We start from the raw sequence: 23379 nt of genomic DNA on the forward strand, positions 1-23379 counted from the left end.
AAATGAAAATTACAAACATAAAAACATTTCCAATTAATGTTGGCGGAGGTAGCCAACTTGTTATTAAAGTGGAAACAGATAGTGGAATTTATGGCTGGGGAGCATCTGGATTATCTGGAAGAGAACTTGCCGTTATTGGTGCTATAGAACACTATAAAACCTTATTAATTGGTAAAGACCCAAATCAAATAGGCGCTATTTGGCAAAACCTATATAGAGGTCAATACTTTGAGGGAGGAAGAGTACTTACTGCTGCTATATCTGCTATTGACATTGCCCTATATGACATAAAAGGAAAAGCACTTGGCGTACCTGTTTATGAGTTACTTGGTGGCAAACAAAGAGATTTTGTAGAATGTTTTGCATCTGTACGCTTTTCTTCTTTGGAAGAGCTTTTGAAACTATCTAAAGATTTAGTTAACGAAGGCTGGAATATGCTTCGCTTAGCTCCTGCTGAATTTGAATCTCAAGATGACCAAACCAGATTTGAACCAAGAGAATCCATATCCATTATTGCTGAATGGGTAACAAAACTACGAGAAGAAGTAGGCAAGAGTATTACCATTGGTATAGATTACCATACTAGACTCTCTCAGGCAGAAACATACTCTTTTATGCAAAAAATGCCGAAAGGCACTATTGATTTTATTGAAGAGCCTATCCGTGATGAAAATCCCGAGGCCTACGAAAATCTCCGCAAAATGATAGATGTCCCTTTTGCCATAGGAGAGGAATTTGCTAGTAAATGGCAATTTCTTCCATTCATTGAAAAAAACATTACTCAATATGCAAGAATAGATGTGTGCAATGTAGGCGGCATTACCGAAGCCATGAAAGTGGCTTCTATGGCGGAAGCTCATTATATAGATTTAATGCCTCACAACCCCTTAGGACCTATTTGTACAGCTGCAACAATTCATTTAGCAGCGGCATGCCCAAATTTTAGTTGGTTAGAAGAAGTAAATACTGGTGCTCATGTTATTACAAACGACCCAAAATTTTACCCAATACAACACAAACTAAAAGGACCCCGATATCCCGTAACGGATACACCAGGATTAGGCGTAGATTTCGATGAGGAATACGCAACAAAACAAAAATTTAAACCTATAGAAATCCCTCGCTTACATAAAAGGGACGGATCTTTTACAAATTGGTAAATAACATATGAGTTTTACAACCTTTGGAGAAATAATGCTTAGACTAACTCCTAGCGATCATGGATCAAAAATTATTACAGCTCAAAATTTTGGAGTTCATTTTGCTGGCTCAGAATCAAATGTAGCAAGCTCCCTAGCTCAATTGGGAAACAATACACAATTTATTACAAAATTGCCCAACAATTCATTAGGCGATGCCGCTATTAATTCATTGGCATCTTATGGTATAAACACAAATAACATCTTGCGAGGGGGAGATAGAATTGGAACCTATTTTATTGAAATTGGTTCTTCAATAAGACCTTCAAGTGTCATATATGACCGTAAAGATTCTGCTATTAGTAGAATAAATCATAAAGAGTTCGATTGGGAAAATATTCTCAAAGACCAAAAATGGTTATTTATCTCCGGAATAACACCAGCTATCTCCGAGAAATGCGCAGAAGAGGTTATTTTTTTAGCTGAAAAAGCTAAAAAAATGAATGTTAACGTAAGCTTTGACATGAATTATAGAAGAACACTATGGAGTGATGTTTCTAAAGCTCGAAAAATATTTGATAGAATTTTAGAGCACACAGATCTCCTTTTCGGAAATAATGGTGTTTTAAAAGATGTGTATGATATTGATGTACAAGGCAATAATTTAATAGACAAAACTATTAACACAACGAAAAAAGCAAAAGAAGTATTTGGGATAAATCAATTAGCATTCACGGTACGAAATCATCATTCCGCAAGTGAAAATGAACTTTCTGGTGTATATTTAGATAAGGATACCCCAACCGTATCTAATTCTTACAAAGTAAACATACTTGATCGCTTTGGTACCGGAGATGCTTTCGCTGCTGCTTTTTTACATGGATTAAATAAAGGTTGGAGTCAAGAAAAAACTATAGGATTTGCTACCGCTGCTTTTGCATTAAAGCATACCATAAAAGGAGATCAACATACAAGTAATGAAAAAGAAATAAGTTCCATATATCAAGGGAACATAACGGGACACGTTTTACGATGAAAAGAAAAGAAATACTAAATATTATTCTAGAAGAAAAAATAGTTGTAGTTATACGTTTAAAAGAACAACAACAAGTAGAAAAAGTTATTGAGGCACTGGTTTCTGGTGGTATTAGAGCTTTAGAAGTAACCTCTAACACACCTGGTTATTTAGAAGAAATTAAAAAAGCTAGAGCTAAGTATCCTAATGTCCTAGTTGGCGCAGGAACCATTACAAATAAGGCTAAAGCCCAAAATGCGGTTGCAGCGGGAGCTCAATTCTTAGTAACACCAAATACTAATATAGAAACTATACATATTGCACATGAAAATGATATTCCTATATTAATGGGTGCAATAACACCTACTGAAATTTGTAACGCATCCGAAGCGGGGGCTGATATAGTTAAACTTTTCCCTGCCGGTGATATGGGACTTGATTATTTTAAAGCTGTAAAAGGACCGCTAAACACCATTAACCTTTTCGCCGTTGGCGGAGTAAACATTAAAACTGCTGCGGATTGGATTTCCGCAGGAGCGGGCGGTTTAGGTATTGGTGGTGGGTTAACAAAACCTATTAATTCTGAAAAAGATTTTGATGATATTGTGAAACTAGCCAAGCAATATAAAGAAATCCTTAAGTAAAAGTATTTTTTCAATATAAAACTCTAAACACCATTTACTGACAAAAAAAATCGCCTGTTATAAGCAGGCGATTTTTTTACAATGCGCTAGTACTACTACTATTATTTCAATATAATTTTTTGCGTCTTCTTGTAATTTTCGCCACGAATAGTAATAAAGGTATCCATCATCTCTTTTAATTTTTCAGGATATTCTTCTGCTATATTCTTTTGCTGCCCTAAATCATCTTTTAAATTAAATAGCATTGGCACATCAGAGTTTGCTGGCTCTATATTTACTTGATCCATAACTGCTACACCTTTATACGCAGGTATCATAGCCCAATCTCCTTGCCTTAAAGCTGTTCTTGATCCAGCTTCTAAAACCAAGTTATCTCTACCTATTTTACTTTTTCCAAGAAAGACATTCATTAAATCTTGGCTATCACCTACTCTAACATCACTTCCCACTAAAGAAGCTAAAGAAGAAAGCAAGTCTAACTGACACACTAAAGCATCAGAAACACCCGGAACAATATTTCCTTTCCAATATGTAAAAAAGGGAACACGCGTACCTGCTTCAAATAAGCTATACTTCCCTCCTCTTAAACCGCCTGCTGGTGTATGTTTTCCTAATTTTTCTACAGCCTCATCATAATAACCATCATTCAATACTGGACCGTTATCACTAGAGAAAACAATAATTGTATTTTCTAACAAACCTTCTTCTTCTAAAGTTTTTACAAACTGACCAACACACCAATCTGCCTCCATAACAACATCACCTCTTACTCCTAAACCAGATTTACCAACAAATCTTGAGTGCGGTGTACGTGGTACATGTGGTTGTTGCATTGCATAATACAAGAAAAATGGTTCGTTTTTATGCTTCTTTACATAATCTTGAGCTCCTTTTAAAAAATGATCTGCCATATCTTCATCTACCCATTTTGCAGATTCGCCACCCTTCATATAACCTATTCTTGGAATACCGTTTACAATACTATTGTTATGTCCATGGTGCCATTTTAGTTTTAATAATTCTGGGTTGTCAACACCCGTAGGTTCTCCTTCAAAATTTTCCTTATAATTAATTTCAATAGGATCATTTGGATCTAGGTTTACCACATCTCCATTCTTAATGTAAACAGTAGGAACTCTATCTTGTGTAGCAGCCATAATGTAGGAATAATCAAAACCTACATCATTAGGACTTGGTTTCACCTTTTCATTCCAATTAACATGTCCGCTTCCTAAACCTAAATGCCATTTACCAACAACACCTGTATAGTACCCTTTTTCTCTTAACATTTTTGGCACAGTCATTTGGTCTTCACTAATAAGTAATGGCGCAGTACCTGGTAGTATTTTTGCATTTTCATTTCTCCATGGGTAAGACCCTGTTAATAATGCATATCTACTAGGGGTACAGGTAGCTGATGATGCATAACCATTTGTAAAACGCATACCGTTGTTCGCCAAATTATCCATATTTGGAGTTTTCAATACAGTAGAACCATTAAAGCCAACATCTCCATAACCCAGATCATCCATATAAATAAATACGATGTTAGGTTTTTTTTGAGTTTCCTCTTTAGAAACAATAGCTGCCTCTTTCTTTTCTTTACAACATGTAAAAACAGTTAAAGAAGTCATAACCAAAACTAAAAAAACTATTCTTTCCAAGTATGTGATTTTAAGTACCTTTTTCATTTTACCAAAGTGATTTAATTTAAAAATAATAGATATAAAATTGCCCCAAATGTCTTCAAAAATTTCAAAGTTCAGGAAATATACAGAAATATAACCTGACAACCCTTACAGTAAACGTAAAATATACGCTTAATAATCATCTATTATATTTTTATTTTTCCAGAACTCGAATACAGCCAACTTACTATAATAGGCTGAGAGTAACATATTAAAAAAGTGCTGTCCTTTATAATTATGTAATTAAGACAGATAACATCTTAACATACTGTGTACATTTTACATTCATAATATTATTTAGAAAAAACAAATTTCTCCATACTCTTTAACTCCGGAGAACCACCCTTATTTCCAGACCCGGATGCCACATAACAAGCATTTTTATAAACAACAATACCCGACCCATGTCTACCTCTTAATAAAGCAGGCTTTTTCTCCCAAATTTTCGTCTTTGTATTTAAAACCTCAACCTCATTATGAGCAACAGATTGGTTATCTGATTCTCCGCCAATTACCCAAATATATTCATGGATTGGGGTTACCATATTCCCTGCTCTCATTGTAGGTAAATTATTAGGTAAAATTTCCCATTTCTCTTCTTGAAAATCAAAAGCGCAAACCTCGGCTATTGTATGTTTAAAGGTTTCATCAGGGGCTTTAGATTGCCTACCTCCCAAAAGATACATTTTATGGCCTACTATTGCCGCTTGAAAATGATCTCTTTCCATAGGTGCGTCTGGCAGAATCTGCCATTTTCTTGTTTTTAAATCATATGTATCTAACCACTTTTTATGCTCCCCTATGTGGCCATTTTTTATTCCACAAGAAATATAAACTTTATTATTATAGATTACATTTCCTGTTGAGCCCCTTAATCTATCTCTGGGAATAGAATCACCTATAGTCCAATTATCATTAGAAACATTATAAATGTATATATTAGGAACTGGTGTCTCATCTGGATAGCCACCAGTCATTGCTCCAATAACATACACCAAATTCTTATGCACTACTGGCTGAAAATGATGTATTTCTATAGGCGGTTTAGCCCCGTTAGACCAAGTACTTGTTGCGTTATCATATATACTTACAGGTCTAATTCCTCTACCTCCTAATAAATAAAATTTATCTTTAACACCGACAAATGCTGCTTCGTGCCTTGGAACAGGTTCAGATTGGTCCACTGTAGTAACATATTGCCACATATTTTCTTTACTTGCCTTCTTCTTGGGCTCCTCACAGGAAGTTACTAGTAATTGAAACGCCATTAATCCCAATAAAAATCTTTTCATCTTTTTATATATTTTTAGGATTACCCAAAAACTCTTCTATTGGTATATTTTCATTAAACTCTTTAATTTTTATATTTCTATAGAAAATTTCTGCCGTTTCTGCCTGTAAACCAACTACCCCTTCTTTATGTTTTAGGTTCGTAATTACATTTACCACTTTACCGTTCAATTTAAAGATAGCATAGGCATCCGCCATAACAATAACTTCGCATTGATTCCATTTGCTATTTAAGCCATTATAAGTAGCATCTTTAAGTGCTCTATGTTCACCCCATTTATGGGGCTGTAGAACTCCACCATCCTCCATAGGTAAATACGTTTTACTTTCTAAAGTAGAAACATTTTCATCAGCAGACCAATCGAATTTGGATCCAGAATTCCATATATCTCCTGTATGATTTCTATTTTCTATATGATTATAGCGCACTTGATATTCTATACCCTCCGGCCATATTTTAGCATTAAACACGTGAAAGTACATTCCGGCATCATATTGATAATCTTTAAAATTATTAAAAATCTTTTCTCCCCATTTATAATCGAACTTAAAACTATATCTACTATATTTTTTATGGGTAAAAAACATGCAATGCGTTTCGTTTTTGTTCTCAAAAACTCCATACTCATTAGGAAAATCTTTAAAAACATGCATTTCTCCATTGTTTCCGGCTGCAAACACTTTCTTAGGCAAGTTCTTATCTGCACCACGACATTGACAGTCCCAATCCTGTACATCTTTACCATTATATAGGGCTGTGTATCCATCATTTGTTTCTTCACACCCAATAGTACTTAAAATAAAAATTGCGATTATTAGCCTAACAACAAACAACATGTTATTGTATTTTCCTTAATAGTATTGCCCAATCTATTTGTTTTTTACTAGGAGATTTTCCTAATGCAACTATACTTCCTCCAGTAACTTTTTTAACTTTTGATTTTACTAATGCTCCACCTTGTTTAGGGTTGTACCATAGTACTTCATAAGTACCAGATGCATTTGTTAAATCTATAGATGTTGTAGTCACAGAATTAAGATATACAACATACGTATCGCTCTCTTTTGCTAAGCAATATGCCGTGTGCTCATTTTTAGAGTTACCCACTAAGTCATTTCTATTTTCCATTTCCCAGAAAGGAATGTGGTTATCTTTAAAAAAAGAAATACAATTTACGGCTTGGTTCCAAAATAAATCTCTTGATCTATAATCTTGGCACGTAATATCTGAATGCGCATGTTTATACCCAAAATACCACTCGTTACCCCAGCCACCGGCCATATGTGTTCCCCAAAGGGCATTTCTCCTTGCCGTATCATGATTAGGGTTATCTGCATCTGGAACTAAAGAATGCTGCGCATCGCCTGGCTCATCTACGGCAACTGCCCATTGCTTACCTGCTTCCTTAGATGCCTTCAATAAATGCAAAACTTCTTTATGAATAGTACTAAAATCTGCTTTATGCGTTTGCACTGAAGGGCCTGTTAAACCACTATCTGGCCCCAACAAATCGTCATAAGGAATCCCGTTATGTATTACTAAATGATGGTGATATGGATCATTATTTTTAAAATAATGCGTCATGGCTAAACGTTGTTCAGTCTCTTGCGGAGGAGTTGTATGGTTCTGGACCCATTCTCCATTCTCTTCACAAAGATTCCAGTTTAATGCTAAATGATGCCCAAAACGTGCCATTAATTCTCTGTAATACAACTTACTATTTGCACCTACGCCACCATTATCTAATAATCCCTGATTTTCAACTTCTAATGTTTTAAAGTGCAAGAACAATCCAAGTTTTTGAGCGTGCATAAAAAGAATTTCCCATTGGTCCATTTTAGATATGTCTATTCTATCCCAGGTATCATAATCTACATACATGAATACATTTTGATCATCTCCTTTTATATTATTTGTAAGAAAAGAAACAGAATTAAGCCCTTTGGATGCTAAATAATTTAATGCCCCTACAATTGCTTTTCCTTTACCATTGCGCCATGTTGGGTCTTTTTCTTTCCAATCCTTTTCATGCGCTTCCCAAGTTTTTACTAGATTATCTTTATGCCCATCATTATGAAAAGTACCATCAAAATCTACAAAAGACAAAAAATTTTCCGGTGCATCTGGGCCTTGTTTTAAGAAATATTCCCCAGTTTCCGCGAATTTTAAATATCGTTCTCCTACATATTGTAATCTTCCTTTTCTTCTAAAATCTCGCCCTATTTTATCTGTTTCGGTTATAGTAAATGAACCTGAAGCCCCATCCATAAAACCACCACTTACTCCCGTTTTAGCTTTAGTACTTACAGCAGACCAATTTCCTTTTCTAAAATCTACATTATACGTCCATTCCCCTATTTCATCTGCTGAAAAATGAACACGCCATTTATTTCCTTTTTCTGCAGAAGTTTGCCCAGCGTTACCATCTGCTGCGTAATACCCAGGAACAAGGTATGTTTTATTCGTACCCTTATGTTTAAATGTAACATTAAACCTATAGTTCATAAAAGGGTTAAAATCTGCCTTTTCGGAAGTATTAGGGCCATCAAAAGTAAGAGTAGTTTTATGCCATTTTTTAAGTTCTCCCGTAATTTCTACGGCTGTTTTAGCTGCAACATCTTGTCTAATACTTTCTAATAATTTTTCCGCTCTTCCTATCTGCACTATTGCTATTCCGCTCCAACGACCTCTACTATATTCTTTCCCATCCCAACTAGCTATCTGAGCTTTAAGCTTAATGATATCATTAGTATTTATTTGTATGTCAGAAAATGCGTGTGCATAATCGGGGCCCTCTTCAAAACTATCTGTACTTAAAGGTGGTCTAAAATTTCCTTGATTAAATTGATTTATATTTAAATGAAATCTAGACCTTCCATCATTTTCCCCTACACCGAAAACAACAACATCGTACAATGCTGATGGCCCGGAGAATTTCAACTGCGCCTCTGCTTCTTTAAAGGTATTAGGATTAACCGCTAACCAAGATTTATCTTCATAAAAATCTCCCTTTTCAAACTCTTGCGCTTTTATAATAATGGCATTGGGGTTCTTTTCTTTTATTACATCCCAAAAAGAGTAGGTGTTATTCTTCTCTTGTTTTTTCTTTTGTTCCGGTTTATATTCTTTATTTTGAGTCATTAACCACTGGTCCATTTCAAAACCATCTTCGCGCATACTGAATTGAATATCGTGTACACCTGGCTTTTTAATATCTAAATAAATACTATTTGGAACCCCGCAATGCACCTCTAATGTTCTTTGCATGCTAGCCCATTTCCATTCATTTTTCCCATCGCACCATTGCATACGTTGCCCGGACTCTGGCCATGTTCCATCTATTCCTACATGAACACCATTATCTTCAGTCCCTGTACTAAAAGCTTTTACCCAAACATAGTACCTCCCTGGTGAAGTAATATTCACTTTATAACTAACCACCGCTAATTCTCCAGGCTCATTACTGAAATTTACACCGGAAGTTAACTTATCCTCATGAGTAACTCTTGTATCTGGTAAAATCTCAATGTATTTACCCCCCTTAGCACTTTCTGCATGAACTCCATCAGAATCAACCAAATTACTCTTAAAATCGGAAGAAATTACATGCCATTTTCTAACACTAGAATTAGACTGATTCGCAAATTCTTCTGCCTCTACTATTAGTAATCCTTTTTCTTCTTTATGTATTTTTTCTGACTGCGCATAAGAAGTAAACCCAAGTATCAGAAACGACATTGTGATAATTAAGTTTTGTTTTAGTCGGTTTTTAAAATGCTTCATTGGTATATTAATTACTAAATTATTTTATTTTTATTCGTAGAGTTTCGGACTACTAAAAAAGATTTTAGAATCTTTTTTTCATAAGGCTCTTCCTGATTATTCAACTGCTTCAACAAAAGTTTTGCAGCCTCTTCGCCCATTCTAAACCCTGGTTGATCTATACTAGTCAAGGATGGTTCCAATAACTCTCCCACTGGTTCGTTATTAAACCCTATTATAGAAAGTTTTTCTGGAATAGATATACCTCTTTCTTTTGCTGCAAGCATAACGCTTATTGCTATTTGATCGCTAAAGGTCAAAATTCCGTCTGGATGTTCTGGAGAATACAATAGTTTTCTTGCCGCAGATAAAATACTTTCTTTATCAAAATTGCTATACACAATATCTTCTTCATAAGCATGTAAACCATTTTCAACTAGTGCATTTTTATAACCTTCTGCTCTATCTGCGTTTATCTGTAAAATTTCTGGGCCACCTATATAAGCAATTCGTTTACAGCCAATAGAAATTAAGTGACTTACGGCCTCATAGGCCGCTCTTTTATTATCTATCGTAACCTTATTGGTCACAATATCATCACAATCTCTATTAAAAAAAACAAGAGGAATACCAAGTTTTTTTAATTCTGTAAAATGCCCAAACTTCTTAGTTTCACTAGCCAATGATGCTATAATTCCATTTACGCCAACATTAATCAACTCTTGCACTAAACTTTTTTCTCGTTCATAAGATTCGTTAGATTGACAAACAATTATATGCATCCCATGGGCTTCAGCTATACTCTCTATTCCACTAATAGCCATAGCATACAAATGATAACTAATTTTAGGTATTATTACCCCTATTAAATTAGAATTTTTTTGTTTCTGACTATCCAACATATCCAAAGACCTATACCCAATTTGTTTTGCCTTTTGCTTTACTTTTTGCTGGGTAGCCAAACTAATCCTATGATGACCTTTTAAAGCCCTAGATACTGTAGATATAGAAATATCTAAAGAAAGCGCTATATCTTTTAAAGTAGCAGCTATTTTTTCCTCTTTACTATTAAATGTCCTCAAAATTACCAAATTACATTTTGCGCAATAATTTGCGCAAAAAATACAATATTTACAAATATTTAATTGCGAAAATACATATATTTGTCAATATAGAGCGAATTATTTAACATATTCATAATTTTTATTTGCGCAAAATTGCGCAAATAACTTAAGATTTTAATAAAAAATCAAATCACAAATGAGTACATCATACAAAATAGCCGTAGTAAACGGTGATGGAATTGGAGCAGAAATTGTTCCTGCAGGAGTATCTGTTTTAAAAGCAGCAGCAAAAAAACATGACATTAATCTAGAATTAACAGACCTATCTTGGGGGGCAGGATATTATTTAAAGCATGGAGAGTTTATGCCCACGGATGGTATTGAACAAATGAAAACTTTTGATGCTATATATTTTGGAGCCGTTGGCTTAACGGAAGTGGATGATACCCTACCCGCAAGAGATTATACTTTTAAAGTAAGAAGCGAGTTAAAACAATACGTGAACTACCGTCCCGTAAAACTTTTTTCTGGTTTAAAAAGCCCTTTAAGAGACAAAACTGAAGAAGATATTGATTTTGTTGTGATAAGAGAGAATAATGAGGGAGAGTTTGTGCAAACCGGAAAAACTATGTACCCAGACCAACCAGAGGGAATGGCAATGGATACAAGTATATTTACAAGATTTGGTATTGAACGAATTGCGCATTATTCTTTTAAACTTGCTAGAAAAAGAAAAAACAAAGTTACTAACGTAACTAAGTCTAACACCTTAATTAATAGTCTTGCTTATTGGGATAAAGTCATTGCGGAAGTAGCAGAACAATACCCAGACGTGGAATACAATAAAATGTATATTGATAACGCTTCAGCAAGTTTTGTTTTACGTCCCGAAGTTTTTGATGTTATCTTAACAACTAATCTTTTTGGAGATATTCTATCCGATTTAGGCGGAGCTATAATGGGAAGCTTAGGACTAGGAGGAAGTGGAAATATTAATCCCGAAAAAGAATTTCCTTCCATGTTTGAACCCATACATGGTTCAGCTCCTGATATTGCTGGCCTGAATATCGCAAACCCCATTGGGCAAATATGGTCAGCCGCAATAATGCTAGAACATCTAGGAGAAACACAGGCATCACAAGATATTATTGCAGGTATTGAACATACTACCGCTAAAGGCAATCTTACCAAAGACCTTAAAGGAAACTCCACTACTACAGAAGTAGCAGAAAGTGTTGTTAATTATATTAATTCATCTGAATTAGTAACCTCTTAAACCTTATGATAGGCACAAAAATAATAGATTTAACCCTTCCTATAAATAATACTATGGGTGGGGTATCTATTGAACCTGCTAAAACCATATCTAAAGATGGTTGGAATGCAACCACCTTACACCTCTATTCGCATAGTGGAACTCATATGGATGCTCCAATGCATTTTAATGTTTCCAACGAGACTATAGATGTATTACCCGTAAAACGTTTCGTAAGCAAAGCTTGGAAAGTAAACTTAACCCATATTAAGCCCAAAGAAAGTATTACAGTTGCCCATCTTTCTTCTATCCAAGATAAAATTCTTCCTGGTGACAGCATCTTATTACATACTGGTTGGAGTAGCAAAATAGGAACATTAGCTTACCGCAACGATTTACCAAGAATTAGTAAAGAACTTGCCATTTGGCTTGGTTCAAAAAAAGTTAATATCCTTGGAGTAGAACCCCCATCTGTTGCAGATGTAAATAATATTTCTGAAGTAACAGAAATTCATGAAATAATAATGCGCAATAACATAATTATCGTAGAAGGATTAACTAATCTTAACTCCCTTGGAGATAATTCATTTACCCTAATTGCATTACCCTTAAAAGTAGAAAATGGAGATGGCTCCCCAGCAAGAGTAATTGCTATAGAAGAATAATGTCTATGCATAAACAAGAACTTTTAGAATCCATTGCAGCAGGGAATCTTTTAAAAGAACCTACGTCCGAAATTCGCCAGCTTCTTAAAGAAAAGAAAAAAATCATTGTAGTTCTAGATGACGACCCTACAGGAACTCAAACAGTACACAATGTACCCATAATAACAGAATGGACAGAAGAGATTATTAAAAAAGAAGTTCTTAGTAACAGAATCTTTTTTATACTTACTAATTCCAGAAGCCTACCATCTAAAGAAGCCAATATTGTAGGAAAAACTATTGGGCAACGTCTGCGTACAATTGCCGAAAAATATGATCGACACTTAATTGTGGTAAGCAGAGGTGATTCTACATTAAGAGGACATTACCCCGGTGAAGTTAATGCCCTTGCAGAAGGACTAAATCTTCCTAATGCTAAACATATTCTAGTGCCGGCTTTTTTTGAAGGAGGAAGGTACACTTTTAAAGATGTACATTACGTTCAAGAAAAAGACTCATTTACTCCGGCTGGAGAAACCCCATTTGCCAAAGACAACACTTTTGGCTACCAATCTTCTAATCTAATAGATTGGATAAAAGAAAAATCTGATAACAAAATTTCCTCAGATACTATTCATAGTCTGTCCGTTGACTCCCTTAGAAAAGAAAAAGCAAGGGTCCAAACTTCCATTCTCGAAAATTCTGAACTAACACATATAATATCCAATGCTACTGCCAATATAGACCTAGAAAAATTAGCCCTTGCATGTCTATCAACCAATGAGCCGTTACTATATCGTACTGCCGCTTCTTTTGTCAATGCCATTTCTGGCATACAACCTAAAGCCCTTCTAAGCAAAGGACAAGTACTAGGTCACAATAATAATCATGGAGCATTAATCGTAATTGGTTCTTATGTTCCTAAAACAACAGAACAACTTAACTATCTTAAACAACATACTTCTGCAATATTTATAGAACTTAATGTAACTAACGTAGTACAAGAATCTATTTTTAGAAAAGAAACACTATCTATAAGTAATGAGGTAGAGAATTTTATTAATTCTGGAAAAACGGTGGTATTATATACAAGCAGAACTATTGTAAAAGGAGAAACAAAAGAAGATAGTTTAAAGATAGTAAATCTTGTTTCTAAAGGCGTAATAGCAATTGTACAAAATTTAAAAACCACTCCAAAATATATACTTGCAAAAGGCGGAATAACTTCTAGCGATATTGCCACAAAAGCATTAATGGTTAGAAGGGCAATAGTCATAGGACAAATTTCCAAGGGTATTCCTGTATGGGAATTAGGATATGAATCAAAATTTCCTAGAGTGCCATACATAGTTTTTCCTGGAAATGTTGGGAGCAAAAATACACTAAATGACATCATTAAACTTTTAGAATGAAAAAAGAAAAGTATTTCCAAAAACGTTACTTTATGGTAACAGGAACATTCCTTTTAGCCTTACTTTTATATATAGATCGCATTTGTATTTCTGTAGCAAAAGACCCTATATCTAAGGCTTTAGATTTAAGTGACAAACAAATGGGATGGGTACTAGCCGCTTTTTCTTTGGGTTACGCTTTTTTACAAACGCCATCTGGCATAATGGCCGATCGCTACGGACCAAGAAAAGTACTATCTATTATAGTTCTACTATGGTCCAGCTTCACAGCATTAACTGGAGCAGCTTGGAACTTTTTATCATTACTTATTATCCGCTTTTTATTTGGTGCAGGAGAAGCAGGTGCATTTCCTGGTATGTCCCGAGCAATATATAGTTGGATTCCACTAAAAGAAAGAGGCATCGTTACTGGTATTAATTTTTCTGGATCACGTTTGGGCGCTGCTTTTGCTGTTCCCGTTGTAGCTTGGTTAATAACTGACTTTGGTTGGCGGTTTAGCTTTGTTGTTTTTGGAATAATAGGTGGTATCTGGGCTATTTTATGGTACCTACTTTTTAGAGACAACCCTGAAGAACATAAAGGTATCTCTATAGCAGAAAAAGAGTTCATAATAGCAGAAAGACAAGAAAAAAGCACAGAAAAAGAGAATAAGAAAATACACTTTGGCACTTTAATAAAATCTAAAAATATGTGGCTCGCAATGGGACAATATTTCTGTAGTAATTTTACATTTTTCTTTGCTTTAACTTGGTTATTTCCACATATTAAAAGCGAATACCAATTAGAAACATTAGAAGCTGGTTTTTACACCGCAATTCCATTAATATTTGGTGCCTTTGGCAATTGGTTTTCTGGTTGGCTAATAGATTCTATATTCAAAAATGGAAAATGGGACAAATCAAGAATATTCCCAGCATCTTTAGGTTTTTCGTTAGCTGCAATAGGGCTTTTAGGTAGTATTTATATGAACTCTGCAATAGGAGCAATTATCTTTCTAAGTATTGCAATTTTTGGAGCAGATATGACATTGCCACCTTCTTGGGCTTTTTGTGTAGATATAGGCAAAAAACATGCGGGTGCAATATCTGGCACAATGAATATGGCCGGAAACATAGGAGCTTTTATTACCGCGCTATTATTCCCATATTTACTAGCTTGGTCGGGATCCACAACTTTATTTTTTATTATTGGAGCAATTTTAAACGTTTTAGCTGTTATTTTATGGTTAAACATGAAACCTAATAAACATTTTTCTGAATATTAAAATGAAAACATTAAAAGGAGTTTGCATAGGCACAGGTTATTTTAGTCACTTTCAATATGAAGCTTGGCAGCGAATTAAAGAAGTAGAAATAGTTGCCGTATGTGGTACATCTATAGAAAAAGCACAAATTATCTGTGATAAATATGGAATTAAAAATGCATATGACGACTATGCAACTATGCTTAAACAAGAAAATCCGGACTTTGTAGACATTATTACTCCCCCAAACACACATTTAGAATTTTGTAAAATAGCCATTGATTATCATATAGATATTATTTGCCAAAAACCCCTCGCTCCAACTTATGAGGAATCCTTACAAATTGCCAAATTAGTCGAAGCATCCGATGTACGAATGATGGTACACGAGAACTTTCGATTTCAGCCATGGCATCAAGAAATAAAAAAGCTTCTCAATGCAAAAATTATAGGAGACAAACTGCACACCATTAACCTGCGTATGCGTATGGGAGACGGATGGCAAGAAGATGCTTATATGAACCGCCAACCCTATTTTAGAGAAATGAAACAACTTCTTATTTACGAAACAGGAGTTCATTATATTGATGTTTTTCGTTTTTTAGGAGGAGAAATAACAAAGGTATTTGCTAAATTAAAAACCCTAAATTCCAATATAAAAGGAGAAGATTTTGCTTGGGTCCATTTCGATTTTGAAAATGAAGCGCTTGGTTTTTTAGATGCCAATAGGTTTAATGAAAACACTTCAGAAGACCCAAGATTTACTTTTGGTACTGTTTTAATTGAAGGAAATAAAGGAAGCATAAGGCTATATGATGACGGTAAAATAACCATTCAACCTTTAGGAAAGAAAGAAATTGTTCATGAATACAACTATGCAAATATTAATTTCGCGGGCGATTGCGTTTTTACTACGCAAATGTATTTTATTAAACATTTGTTAAACAACAAACCATTCTCAACAGATGTTTCTTCGTATTTAAAAAATATTCAGATTCAAGATAAAATATACGAATCCAGCGCACTAGGAACTCCCCTTTCTATTGATTAACAATCCAATCAAATAAGATTTTAAACATGATATAGATCATAACTTCTAGCTCCTTTTCGTCCTACTTTTATTCATTTAATTATAAGTAATACACCCTGAGGTAATTTACTGAAATAAAAGAATTATGGTTTTTTCAAAAGACGAATTAGAGGACATACTTAATGCCTTAGACTTAGCAATTGCAAAACTTATTGAGTATGAAGAGAAATACAAAAAACCACTACATAAGGTACACCCAAAATACAAACAAAGTGCTAAAAACTTAATTCACTACTTAGCATTGCGCTCTTTTGACGAAAGTTTTTTACAGGAAAAATTAGAGAAAATAGACATGCCATTTTCTCCCAGAATAGGAAATAGCATTTTTTATAATCTTTTTTATTTTCAAGTAATTATAAAGAGCCTTTTAAAAAAAGAGTACTCTACATGTCCTGCGGGCATCATTACTAATAAAGAAGCAAAAAAAACACTTCAAACAAATTCAGAAGCCCTTTTTGGAAAACTAAAAAACCAAAGAAAAACGGGTATTATGGTAACACAACCTACGGAAGCAGCTACAAACTCTCATTTAATAAGTTCTTTATTAAACCTAGGAATGGACTGCGCTAGAATCAATTGCGCTCATGATGATAAAAAAATATGGAAGAACATTATAAGCCATATAAAATCTATAGACTCCTCTTGCAGAATAATGATGGACTTAGGTGGGCCCAAACTACGAACAGGTAAAATGAAAGCTGGCCCAAAGGTTATCCGAATAAAACCTAAAAAAAATAACTTTGGCAAAGTAATAGAACCTTCAAAAATTTGGCTAGCACCAATTGGTGTTCTTCCTCCAGAAAACAAAATAGCCGATGCCATTATACCTGTAAATAAAAAATGGTTAAAAAAAACCAAGAAAGGTTCCTTTATAATATTTAATGATTCTCGTGACAGAAAAAGAACTATTACCATAGAAGAGGAAGCTCCTAATGGAAGGTGGGGACATTGTTACACCTCCGCTTTTATAACTACAGGAACTGTGCTAAATGTTCATTTACAAAACACATCGGTTTCAGAAATACATTCTGTACATGAAACACAACCGTTAGAAGAAGTAATAGTATTAAAAGAAGGGGATATGCTACGATTAGACAAAAAACCCATCCTAGGTCAAGCCTCCCATTACGATTCAGAGAACGGTACCACGAAGATAGCTCATATATCTTGCACCTTACCAGAAATATTCTCTGCTGTTAAAGTGAATGAACCAATCTATTTTGATGATGGTAAAATAGAAGGTGTTATTACGGAAGTACATCTAAATTTTTTGATTATTAAAATAACCACAACTAAAAAAAATGGAGGAAAACTCAAAGCTGACAAAGGTATTAACTTACCCGCAAGTCATATAAAAGTTGGAGGGCTAACAAAAAAAGACAAGCTAGATTTAAATTTTGTTGCAAAAAATGCTGACGTAGTTAATTTTTCTTTTGTTAATAATGCACATGATGTTTCCGATCTATTGCACGAACTAAAAAAACGAAATGCTAATATTGGCGTCCTATTAAAGATTGAAACGCAAAAAGCTTTTGAAAATTTACCAAGTATATTACTAAAAGCCATGCAAAATTATCCGGTTGGAGTTATGATTGCTCGTGGCGATTTAGCAATAGAGACCGGCTGGAAAAACGTAGCCATAATTCAGGAAGAGATAATGCAACTTTGCGATGCAACACACATACCCCATGTATTAGCTACACAAGTATTAGAAAATTTAGCGAAAAAAGGAATTCCAACAAGAGCGGAAATTACAGATGCCGCAATGGCACAAAGAGCAGAGTGCGTAATGTTAAACAAAGGGCCTTATATAGAAAAGGCAGTTAAAATGTTAGACAAAATTCTTAGCAAAATGCAACGTATACAAAAGAAAAAGGGCGCTGTATTACCTAAGTTAGTTTTTAATGAAGAAGTATTGATTAACCAATAAAAATCTTAATTATCTCGTGTTTATTATTATGGAGCCCACAATAACATCTATTTATTCCTTTGTCATTACTGTAATTAATAATTTTAAGGCGAATAGTACCTACAATAAGTGAGTTTAAAATACGCGATGCATCCTTATAATTACTCTTTCTATAGCATCAATCTTTAAGATTATATTTCTAGACAATCTATTCAACCATAACATAATGAGCACATTCTATCCAAACAAATAGCTTAGTTTCATCTTTTTTACTTTAGTAATCCTAAAAAAAATGACAATAAAGGTCATTTTTGTTTCAGTTGCGCTCTTCCTTGTCGGATGGTACTTTTACACTGCTCTCTCAGCGATTTATCTCTAATTCTAGGTAAATAACTTTCTAATGACCTTATTTTACTTTCTAACTCACTTTTTTGCGCTTTGCCTTTTGCATTATACCCTTCCCTTGGGTTAAACGCCCAACCCATTAATCTATCGCAGGAATTAATTTCTTCTTGTACTTTTTGTTCTATTGCTTTTTTCATTTCTATATATTTTCAATAATCTTATAACTACCCATTAAATGGCACATGAGGCCCATTAAAACGGTTGTACATTTTTTATGCAATTTTCTATTTATCCAATATTTTTTAACCAAAAAGAAAAAGTATGTTACTAAAAAAAACACTAATACTACATACAATATTTGCCGTTTACCGTCTATCATAAGATCTACTAATTAACTTTTTTTAATTGTAACCTACTCTTTTTCTTTCGTTTGTTTTCATAATTTAAAACTAACAGCTTTGACATGTAAATAGTAATCCATTTTCTATGGTGATATTTCCTAGTAGATATCCAATACCAGCATCACCAAATTCTATAGATAAATTATCTTTTGAAGTTAATTGAAATACTAATTGTGCATTGGCCTCTAACTTTTGATTATAAGAATACTCTGAACTTTGTAACCAATGCGGATAGCCAAATAATTTATCATTTGCGTTTGCTGCGCCAATATTATGTTCCATCATATAATCATAAATATCATCAGGAACTTGTAATTCAATCCCTAATTTTATATAATCTTCTTGATGCGGATAATCCATAAACTCCTTAAATTGTATAATTCTATTTTCTGGAAAAATATTATCGTGGTTTGGATATTTTATTGCTGAATCTCCTTTAATGACAACCTTTCTACAAAGACTTGTTGTTAAACCTTTTGATACTGATTTAGCTTCGCAATTTGTATTTAGATTAGTACAATGGAACAATTGAAGCAATTCTCCTTCCGTACTCTCAGGAACATCTCCTAAGTTTAATTGTAATAATAATTGCAAATGTTTGCCACAGTTTGTGCATTTAGGGTACTCGTTTTCTTGTAACAAATATGGTAATCCTCCAAATTTAGAATGTGCGGATTGTTCGTTTTTGACTGATTTAGAAATAGGCATGTATGCTTTTTTACTATACTTATTTAAGGTAGTTATAGCTTGCAGTATTTCGCATTTTGCCTCAACCGTAGTATAGCCCTTAAATATTGGCAATTTAGAGTGGTGTACTGTTTTTTTTGCGTCTATTTTTTTATCAATAGTGTAACGTAATTCTGGTGCAAAAAACTCTTTTAGTAGGTTTACATCTAAACTAGGTTGTAAAAAAGCAGTCCTTAATAGCTCTATATTTTTTGCCTCATAAACTGCAAATACTTCTTTTTCTATCTGTTTTAATTCTTTTTGAGTAGGCTTTAACTTAGCAAATAATTTAAAAAACCAAACTCGTGTGTTCAATCGTAAATCTTTTAAAGGTGTTAGCAAACAAGTTTTTATCAGTTTAATTCTGTCTAATTCAATTGCTTCATAAACTTTATAAATGATTTTGACCCAACTATCTATTTCTATATAAAAATCTCGATACCCTGACCTACTTTGTGCATCATCTAAATAATTCTCAGCCTCTTCTGTAAATAATAAGTATAGGTGCTCTTTTGAGAACTTAGGATAATTAGTTAATAAAGTAGCAACAGTAGTTTCAAACGCTTCTTTAGGCGCTATTTTATAACGTGTATCTAAATAAATAAGTTTATTGATTATAAAACAGTCTTTAAAAGCATAGTTGTAATTACTGATTAAATCTGCAATAACTTCAAATTTTAAATTCATGATATTTAAGTACCCCCCTATATAGTCTTGAAACCATTTTGGACGATATTTTTGATACTGCTTTTCTTCAAAATAATATTCTGGAAGTTTTTTAAAATTCGAAACATATTCTTTTAATGTAAACGATAGTAAACCACAAAGCGTTAATTGCTGTTTTTGAAACGCAGTATTCTTTTTAGCAAATAACTCTAGTATACAAGACTTTAAATTTTGCTGCTCAACTACTGATAACATGCTAAATTGCTCTATTATCTCTTCATGAGCCTTTAATTGTCTTTTAAATTCTATTTCTGTCATTTTTCTGAGTAGTTATTTCATATCTAAATTTATTCTTGGTGTAATTAGCTCTAACAAACTGTAAGGATCTACTAGCAACCACAATAAAAGCACTAAAAACAATATTCAAATAATCATTGATAAAAGGTGCTTAGAACGTCTTTCATTTAAATGCGATATTAAAAAGAAAACGATTAAATAATACACAAAAAGGATACCAGAGGGTACAGCTATTAACGAAACTACATCTTGAAACATACGCATAACAAACTTCACAACGAATGACAAAATCAATATTATAATCGTTCCTTTTCTTAAAAAAGTAATCATTTTTTTTTAACTAAATTTCTCATTAAAACAGTCGCGTTTTCAGGTGCCTGCCTTAAAAATTTTATGGGAATAGAACTCTGTAATTTTAAGTCATCATAAACAGCCTTATCCTCTACAGAAAAACTATTGGAATACGTTACACTTTTATAATCAAAAGCATACGTAATAATGTAATTGTAATTTTCAATGGTTACAACGCTTCTACCATCTCTTCTAGTATAGGATACATCTTCTATTTCCTTATTAACAATAGTGGCTTTTGTATAACAACCATACTTTTTAGATAATGCTTGTTCGTAATAATGCATAAAACTAGATGGGAAAATGTATAAAATTATAAGTACGGGTACCACAATAAATGTAATTGCGAAAACATACATCCCGAAGGACTCATCTGCCTGTGTTGCAAAATAAAACACAATTGAACCTACTAGAATAAATGGTATGGTAAATAAGAAAATAGCAGCGTTTTTTTTAAACGATTCAAAAATGAAATTTAGTTTATCTACTATTGAAACTGTGATCATAATTTACTAGTCAAAGTTTTTCATAAGTCATCGTAAGAATAGCATTAACTGAAAACATATCTCCTTCAATGGTATTAGTAGCGTGTCCTTGAAAAAACACATCTTGAAAAGATTGGTACTGCCACTTGTTGTTTACCAAATTAAAAACAGCTGTTTCTTTTGTATTATTATGTGTAAATTCTAATGAAATAGAAGTGTCTGTCGCTGCAGAAACAGTACCATTTACGGCTAACTCCGTACATTGTAAATCAGAATAAAAACCTATTGGATCATCGTAAGTTTGCTGAATTTTTTGAGAACTCCATATAAAAGTAAAATCTGGCTTTATTTCTAAGGTAATAGCACCGCAAGTAAAATATGATATAAGCTCCGTTTCCGCACCTATAAGCCCTCCCGTTCTAAGGTTGGTATTACTTTTTATAGAACTTACTTTATAAGAACCAATTATATCAGCATTTAAAGGTGCTTTTGTTGTATTACTATCGTCATTATTACAGCCTACAAAAGAGAAACTTAATGCTGCTAAAAGAAAGAATAGATATATTGTTTTTTGCATTCTATTGGTTTTAATATAATCACAAATCTACTAATCGCATCTTTCAAAAAGGTATCACTCTATTATATGATACATGTACTTATAAGTTTACAAACAACATTTTTTCTCATCTAACAATCGATATAAATTAGCTCAACTTTATTTGCTCTATTTTTGTTGTTTCTAGTTTTTTAATTTGAGTTTTGAGTATTGCTCCAAATGCAACAGACTCTGGTATAAGTAAAACATAACTTTTTCCCCTAACTCCATCTTTAATTAAGTAATATCAATTTTCAGTAAGTATTTTATAGTCTTTTAAAAAATTTATATTTAGTTCCTATGTAAAACACCTTGTATAAAGTAATACTCAGAGTAGATTTTTATGTTACTTAGACAAATCAAAATTTACAATTGTTGTATCATTTTTTATAGTAAAATTAACTCCAATTTCAAGCGAAAATCCATTTGTATAATACCCAACATCGGCTGTTTCCTTTTCTCCGTTTGCTCGAGTAAAGACAAGAGAATAAGCTCCGTCCGTTTTATTTTTTCGCATCGACAGAAATTCAGTTATGCTTTCATTTGGCTCAATTCGGTCTACTTTTATTACGCTTAGTTTCTCAGTTGTAGTAAACTCTATATTTGTTATTGGCTTATTTGAGTGGTTTTTAATGGTCATTTCAATTCCGTTATTTTTGAACATAAAACAAGAGTTCAAAGTGAGAATCATAATTATTGCTAGCAATTTTTTCATATTTACGGAAATTTTCATGTATGAGATTATTGGAGTGGTTTAAGCATATTGTTTATTAATTACACCCCTAATATAATTACTTTTCTTACTTTTTTATTGGACTGTAGCCGTAACTGCTTTTTTCTGCCAACTCTTTATGCTTGTCACCTCTCAGATAAAGACAATAAGCGTTCCAAATTGGCGAATAACCATCTTCTAAATACCATTTTAAACGTGTTTTTGTAATGGTTTGATTATTAAACTTTTCACTATACAAAGACATACTTTGGTCGTTTTCTTTAGAAAGCCATTCTACAAATTCAGTTTTTGATAGAAATGTTATAATGAGATTATTTACATAAGATGCACACCCATCATCCACAGTATTTAACGTATAACCTTCTTCACTAAAAAACAAACCTAAACCGCAATAATATTTATGTGAATGGTAAAGACCATTATTTGAGTTTTCCGCTAGTTTATTAGCTACTTGTTGTGCCAATACTTCTCCATATTTATTGCTATCTAACGCATTATAGGTTTCTGTTTCTTTTTTAGATAAGCTCTCTATTTCAATTTTTGGCTTGTGTAACTTCATAGTATAGCAAAGTTACGAACTACACTTAGTAAACAAGTATCATATAAGTGAGTGATACTTGTTC

Annotated in this window: 20 protein-coding genes; 9 read left to right on the plus strand and 11 right to left on the minus strand. The window is 33.3% G+C overall.

From position 1 onward, the window contains the following. Nucleotides 1–2 precede the first annotated feature (2 nt). From Q0856_RS03545 to Q0856_RS03555, 3 genes are read left to right on the plus strand one after another with little or no spacing between them, the layout of a single operon-like run. The gene (locus tag Q0856_RS03545) at nucleotides 3–1160 is read left to right on the plus strand and encodes a mandelate racemase/muconate lactonizing enzyme family protein (protein WP_298502693.1); all 1158 of its coding nucleotides are present in this window, start codon (nucleotides 3–5) and stop codon (nucleotides 1158–1160) included. 7 nt (nucleotides 1161–1167) lie between these two features. After that, nucleotides 1168–2175, plus strand: a complete 1008-nt coding sequence (locus Q0856_RS03550; RefSeq protein ID WP_298474334.1) for a sugar kinase — start codon at nucleotides 1168–1170, stop codon at nucleotides 2173–2175. Next, nucleotides 2172–2798 (plus strand): bifunctional 4-hydroxy-2-oxoglutarate aldolase/2-dehydro-3-deoxy-phosphogluconate aldolase, encoded by a 627-nt coding sequence (locus tag Q0856_RS03555; protein ID WP_298474336.1) that lies wholly within the window; start codon nucleotides 2172–2174, stop codon nucleotides 2796–2798. Before Q0856_RS03550 ends, Q0856_RS03555 begins: the two co-directional genes overlap by 4 nt. A 101-nt stretch (nucleotides 2799–2899) precedes the next feature. Here Q0856_RS03555 and Q0856_RS03560 read toward each other — a convergent pair whose 3' ends face one another. The 5 genes from Q0856_RS03560 to Q0856_RS03580 form a co-directional block, all read right to left on the minus strand. Then, the gene (locus Q0856_RS03560) at nucleotides 2900–4432 is read right to left on the minus strand and encodes an arylsulfatase (RefSeq protein WP_298503048.1); all 1533 of its coding nucleotides are present in this window, start codon (nucleotides 4430–4432) and stop codon (nucleotides 2900–2902) included. A gap of 347 nt (nucleotides 4433–4779) precedes the next feature. Beyond that, the gene (locus Q0856_RS03565) at nucleotides 4780–5778 is read right to left on the minus strand and encodes a kelch repeat-containing protein (protein WP_298502695.1); all 999 of its coding nucleotides are present in this window, start codon (nucleotides 5776–5778) and stop codon (nucleotides 4780–4782) included. A 4-nt stretch (nucleotides 5779–5782) separates the two neighbouring features. Continuing rightward, on the minus strand, nucleotides 5783–6613 hold the full coding sequence (locus Q0856_RS03570) for a DUF1080 domain-containing protein (RefSeq protein ID WP_298502698.1): 831 nt from the start codon (nucleotides 6611–6613) through the stop codon (nucleotides 5783–5785). A 1-nt stretch (nucleotide 6614) separates the two neighbouring features. Next, on the minus strand, nucleotides 6615–9560 hold the full coding sequence (locus tag Q0856_RS03575; RefSeq protein WP_298502700.1) for a DUF5060 domain-containing protein: 2946 nt from the start codon (nucleotides 9558–9560) through the stop codon (nucleotides 6615–6617). A 14-nt stretch (nucleotides 9561–9574) separates the two neighbouring features. Further along, nucleotides 9575–10621 (minus strand): LacI family DNA-binding transcriptional regulator, encoded by a 1047-nt coding sequence (locus Q0856_RS03580; RefSeq protein ID WP_298474344.1) that lies wholly within the window; start codon nucleotides 10619–10621, stop codon nucleotides 9575–9577. A 178-nt stretch (nucleotides 10622–10799) separates the two neighbouring features. Between Q0856_RS03580 and Q0856_RS03585 the strand changes: the two genes are divergently transcribed. The 6 genes from Q0856_RS03585 (at nucleotide 10800) to Q0856_RS03610 (ending at nucleotide 18178) form a co-directional block, all read left to right on the plus strand. Further along, complete coding sequence (locus Q0856_RS03585) at nucleotides 10800–11879, plus strand: isocitrate/isopropylmalate family dehydrogenase (RefSeq protein ID WP_298502703.1); 1080 nt, start codon at nucleotides 10800–10802, stop codon at nucleotides 11877–11879. A 5-nt stretch (nucleotides 11880–11884) separates the two neighbouring features. Beyond that, nucleotides 11885–12523: a cyclase family protein gene (locus tag Q0856_RS03590; protein ID WP_298474348.1), complete on the plus strand. Its 639-nt coding sequence runs from the start codon at nucleotides 11885–11887 to the stop codon at nucleotides 12521–12523. Between the two features lie 5 nt (nucleotides 12524–12528). Then, complete coding sequence (locus Q0856_RS03595) at nucleotides 12529–13914, plus strand: four-carbon acid sugar kinase family protein (RefSeq protein WP_298502706.1); 1386 nt, start codon at nucleotides 12529–12531, stop codon at nucleotides 13912–13914. Next, nucleotides 13911–15179: an MFS transporter gene (locus Q0856_RS03600; RefSeq protein WP_298502709.1), complete on the plus strand. Its 1269-nt coding sequence runs from the start codon at nucleotides 13911–13913 to the stop codon at nucleotides 15177–15179. The genes Q0856_RS03595 and Q0856_RS03600 overlap by 4 nt, the downstream gene beginning before the upstream one ends. A 1-nt stretch (nucleotide 15180) precedes the next feature. Next, entirely contained in the window at nucleotides 15181–16209 is a 1029-nt protein-coding gene (locus tag Q0856_RS03605) for a Gfo/Idh/MocA family oxidoreductase (RefSeq protein ID WP_298502712.1), read from the plus strand. A gap of 124 nt (nucleotides 16210–16333) precedes the next feature. Continuing rightward, nucleotides 16334–18178, plus strand: a complete 1845-nt coding sequence (locus tag Q0856_RS03610) for a pyruvate kinase (protein ID WP_298502714.1) — start codon at nucleotides 16334–16336, stop codon at nucleotides 18176–18178. Nucleotides 18179–18462: 284 nt separating this feature from the next. Here Q0856_RS03610 and Q0856_RS03615 read toward each other — a convergent pair whose 3' ends face one another. The 6 genes from Q0856_RS03615 to Q0856_RS03640 all read right to left on the minus strand — a co-directional run bounded on the left by Q0856_RS03615 (nucleotide 18463) and on the right by Q0856_RS03640 (nucleotide 23315). Next, nucleotides 18463–18699, minus strand: a complete 237-nt coding sequence (locus Q0856_RS03615) for a hypothetical protein (protein WP_298474358.1) — start codon at nucleotides 18697–18699, stop codon at nucleotides 18463–18465. Nucleotides 18700–18951: 252 nt separating this feature from the next. Beyond that, nucleotides 18952–20613 carry a DUF6493 family protein gene (locus tag Q0856_RS03620; protein ID WP_298502717.1) on the minus strand — a complete coding sequence of 554 codons (1662 nt, stop codon included), beginning with the start codon at nucleotides 20611–20613 and terminating at the stop codon, nucleotides 18952–18954. Nucleotides 20614–20918: 305 nt separating this feature from the next. Then, entirely contained in the window at nucleotides 20919–21449 is a 531-nt protein-coding gene (locus tag Q0856_RS03625) for a hypothetical protein (protein ID WP_298502719.1), read from the minus strand. A gap of 10 nt (nucleotides 21450–21459) precedes the next feature. After that, on the minus strand, nucleotides 21460–22005 hold the full coding sequence (locus tag Q0856_RS03630) for a hypothetical protein (protein ID WP_298502721.1): 546 nt from the start codon (nucleotides 22003–22005) through the stop codon (nucleotides 21460–21462). Nucleotides 22006–22369: 364 nt separating this feature from the next. Then, nucleotides 22370–22738: a hypothetical protein gene (locus Q0856_RS03635; protein ID WP_298502723.1), complete on the minus strand. Its 369-nt coding sequence runs from the start codon at nucleotides 22736–22738 to the stop codon at nucleotides 22370–22372. An 85-nt stretch (nucleotides 22739–22823) separates the two neighbouring features. Next, the gene (locus Q0856_RS03640; protein WP_298502725.1) at nucleotides 22824–23315 is read right to left on the minus strand and encodes a hypothetical protein; all 492 of its coding nucleotides are present in this window, start codon (nucleotides 23313–23315) and stop codon (nucleotides 22824–22826) included. Nucleotides 23316–23379: the final 64 nt, after the last annotated feature.

Source organism: uncultured Maribacter sp. (genome assembly GCF_947496775.1).
Classification (GTDB): Bacteria; Bacteroidota; Bacteroidia; order Flavobacteriales; family Flavobacteriaceae; genus Maribacter_B.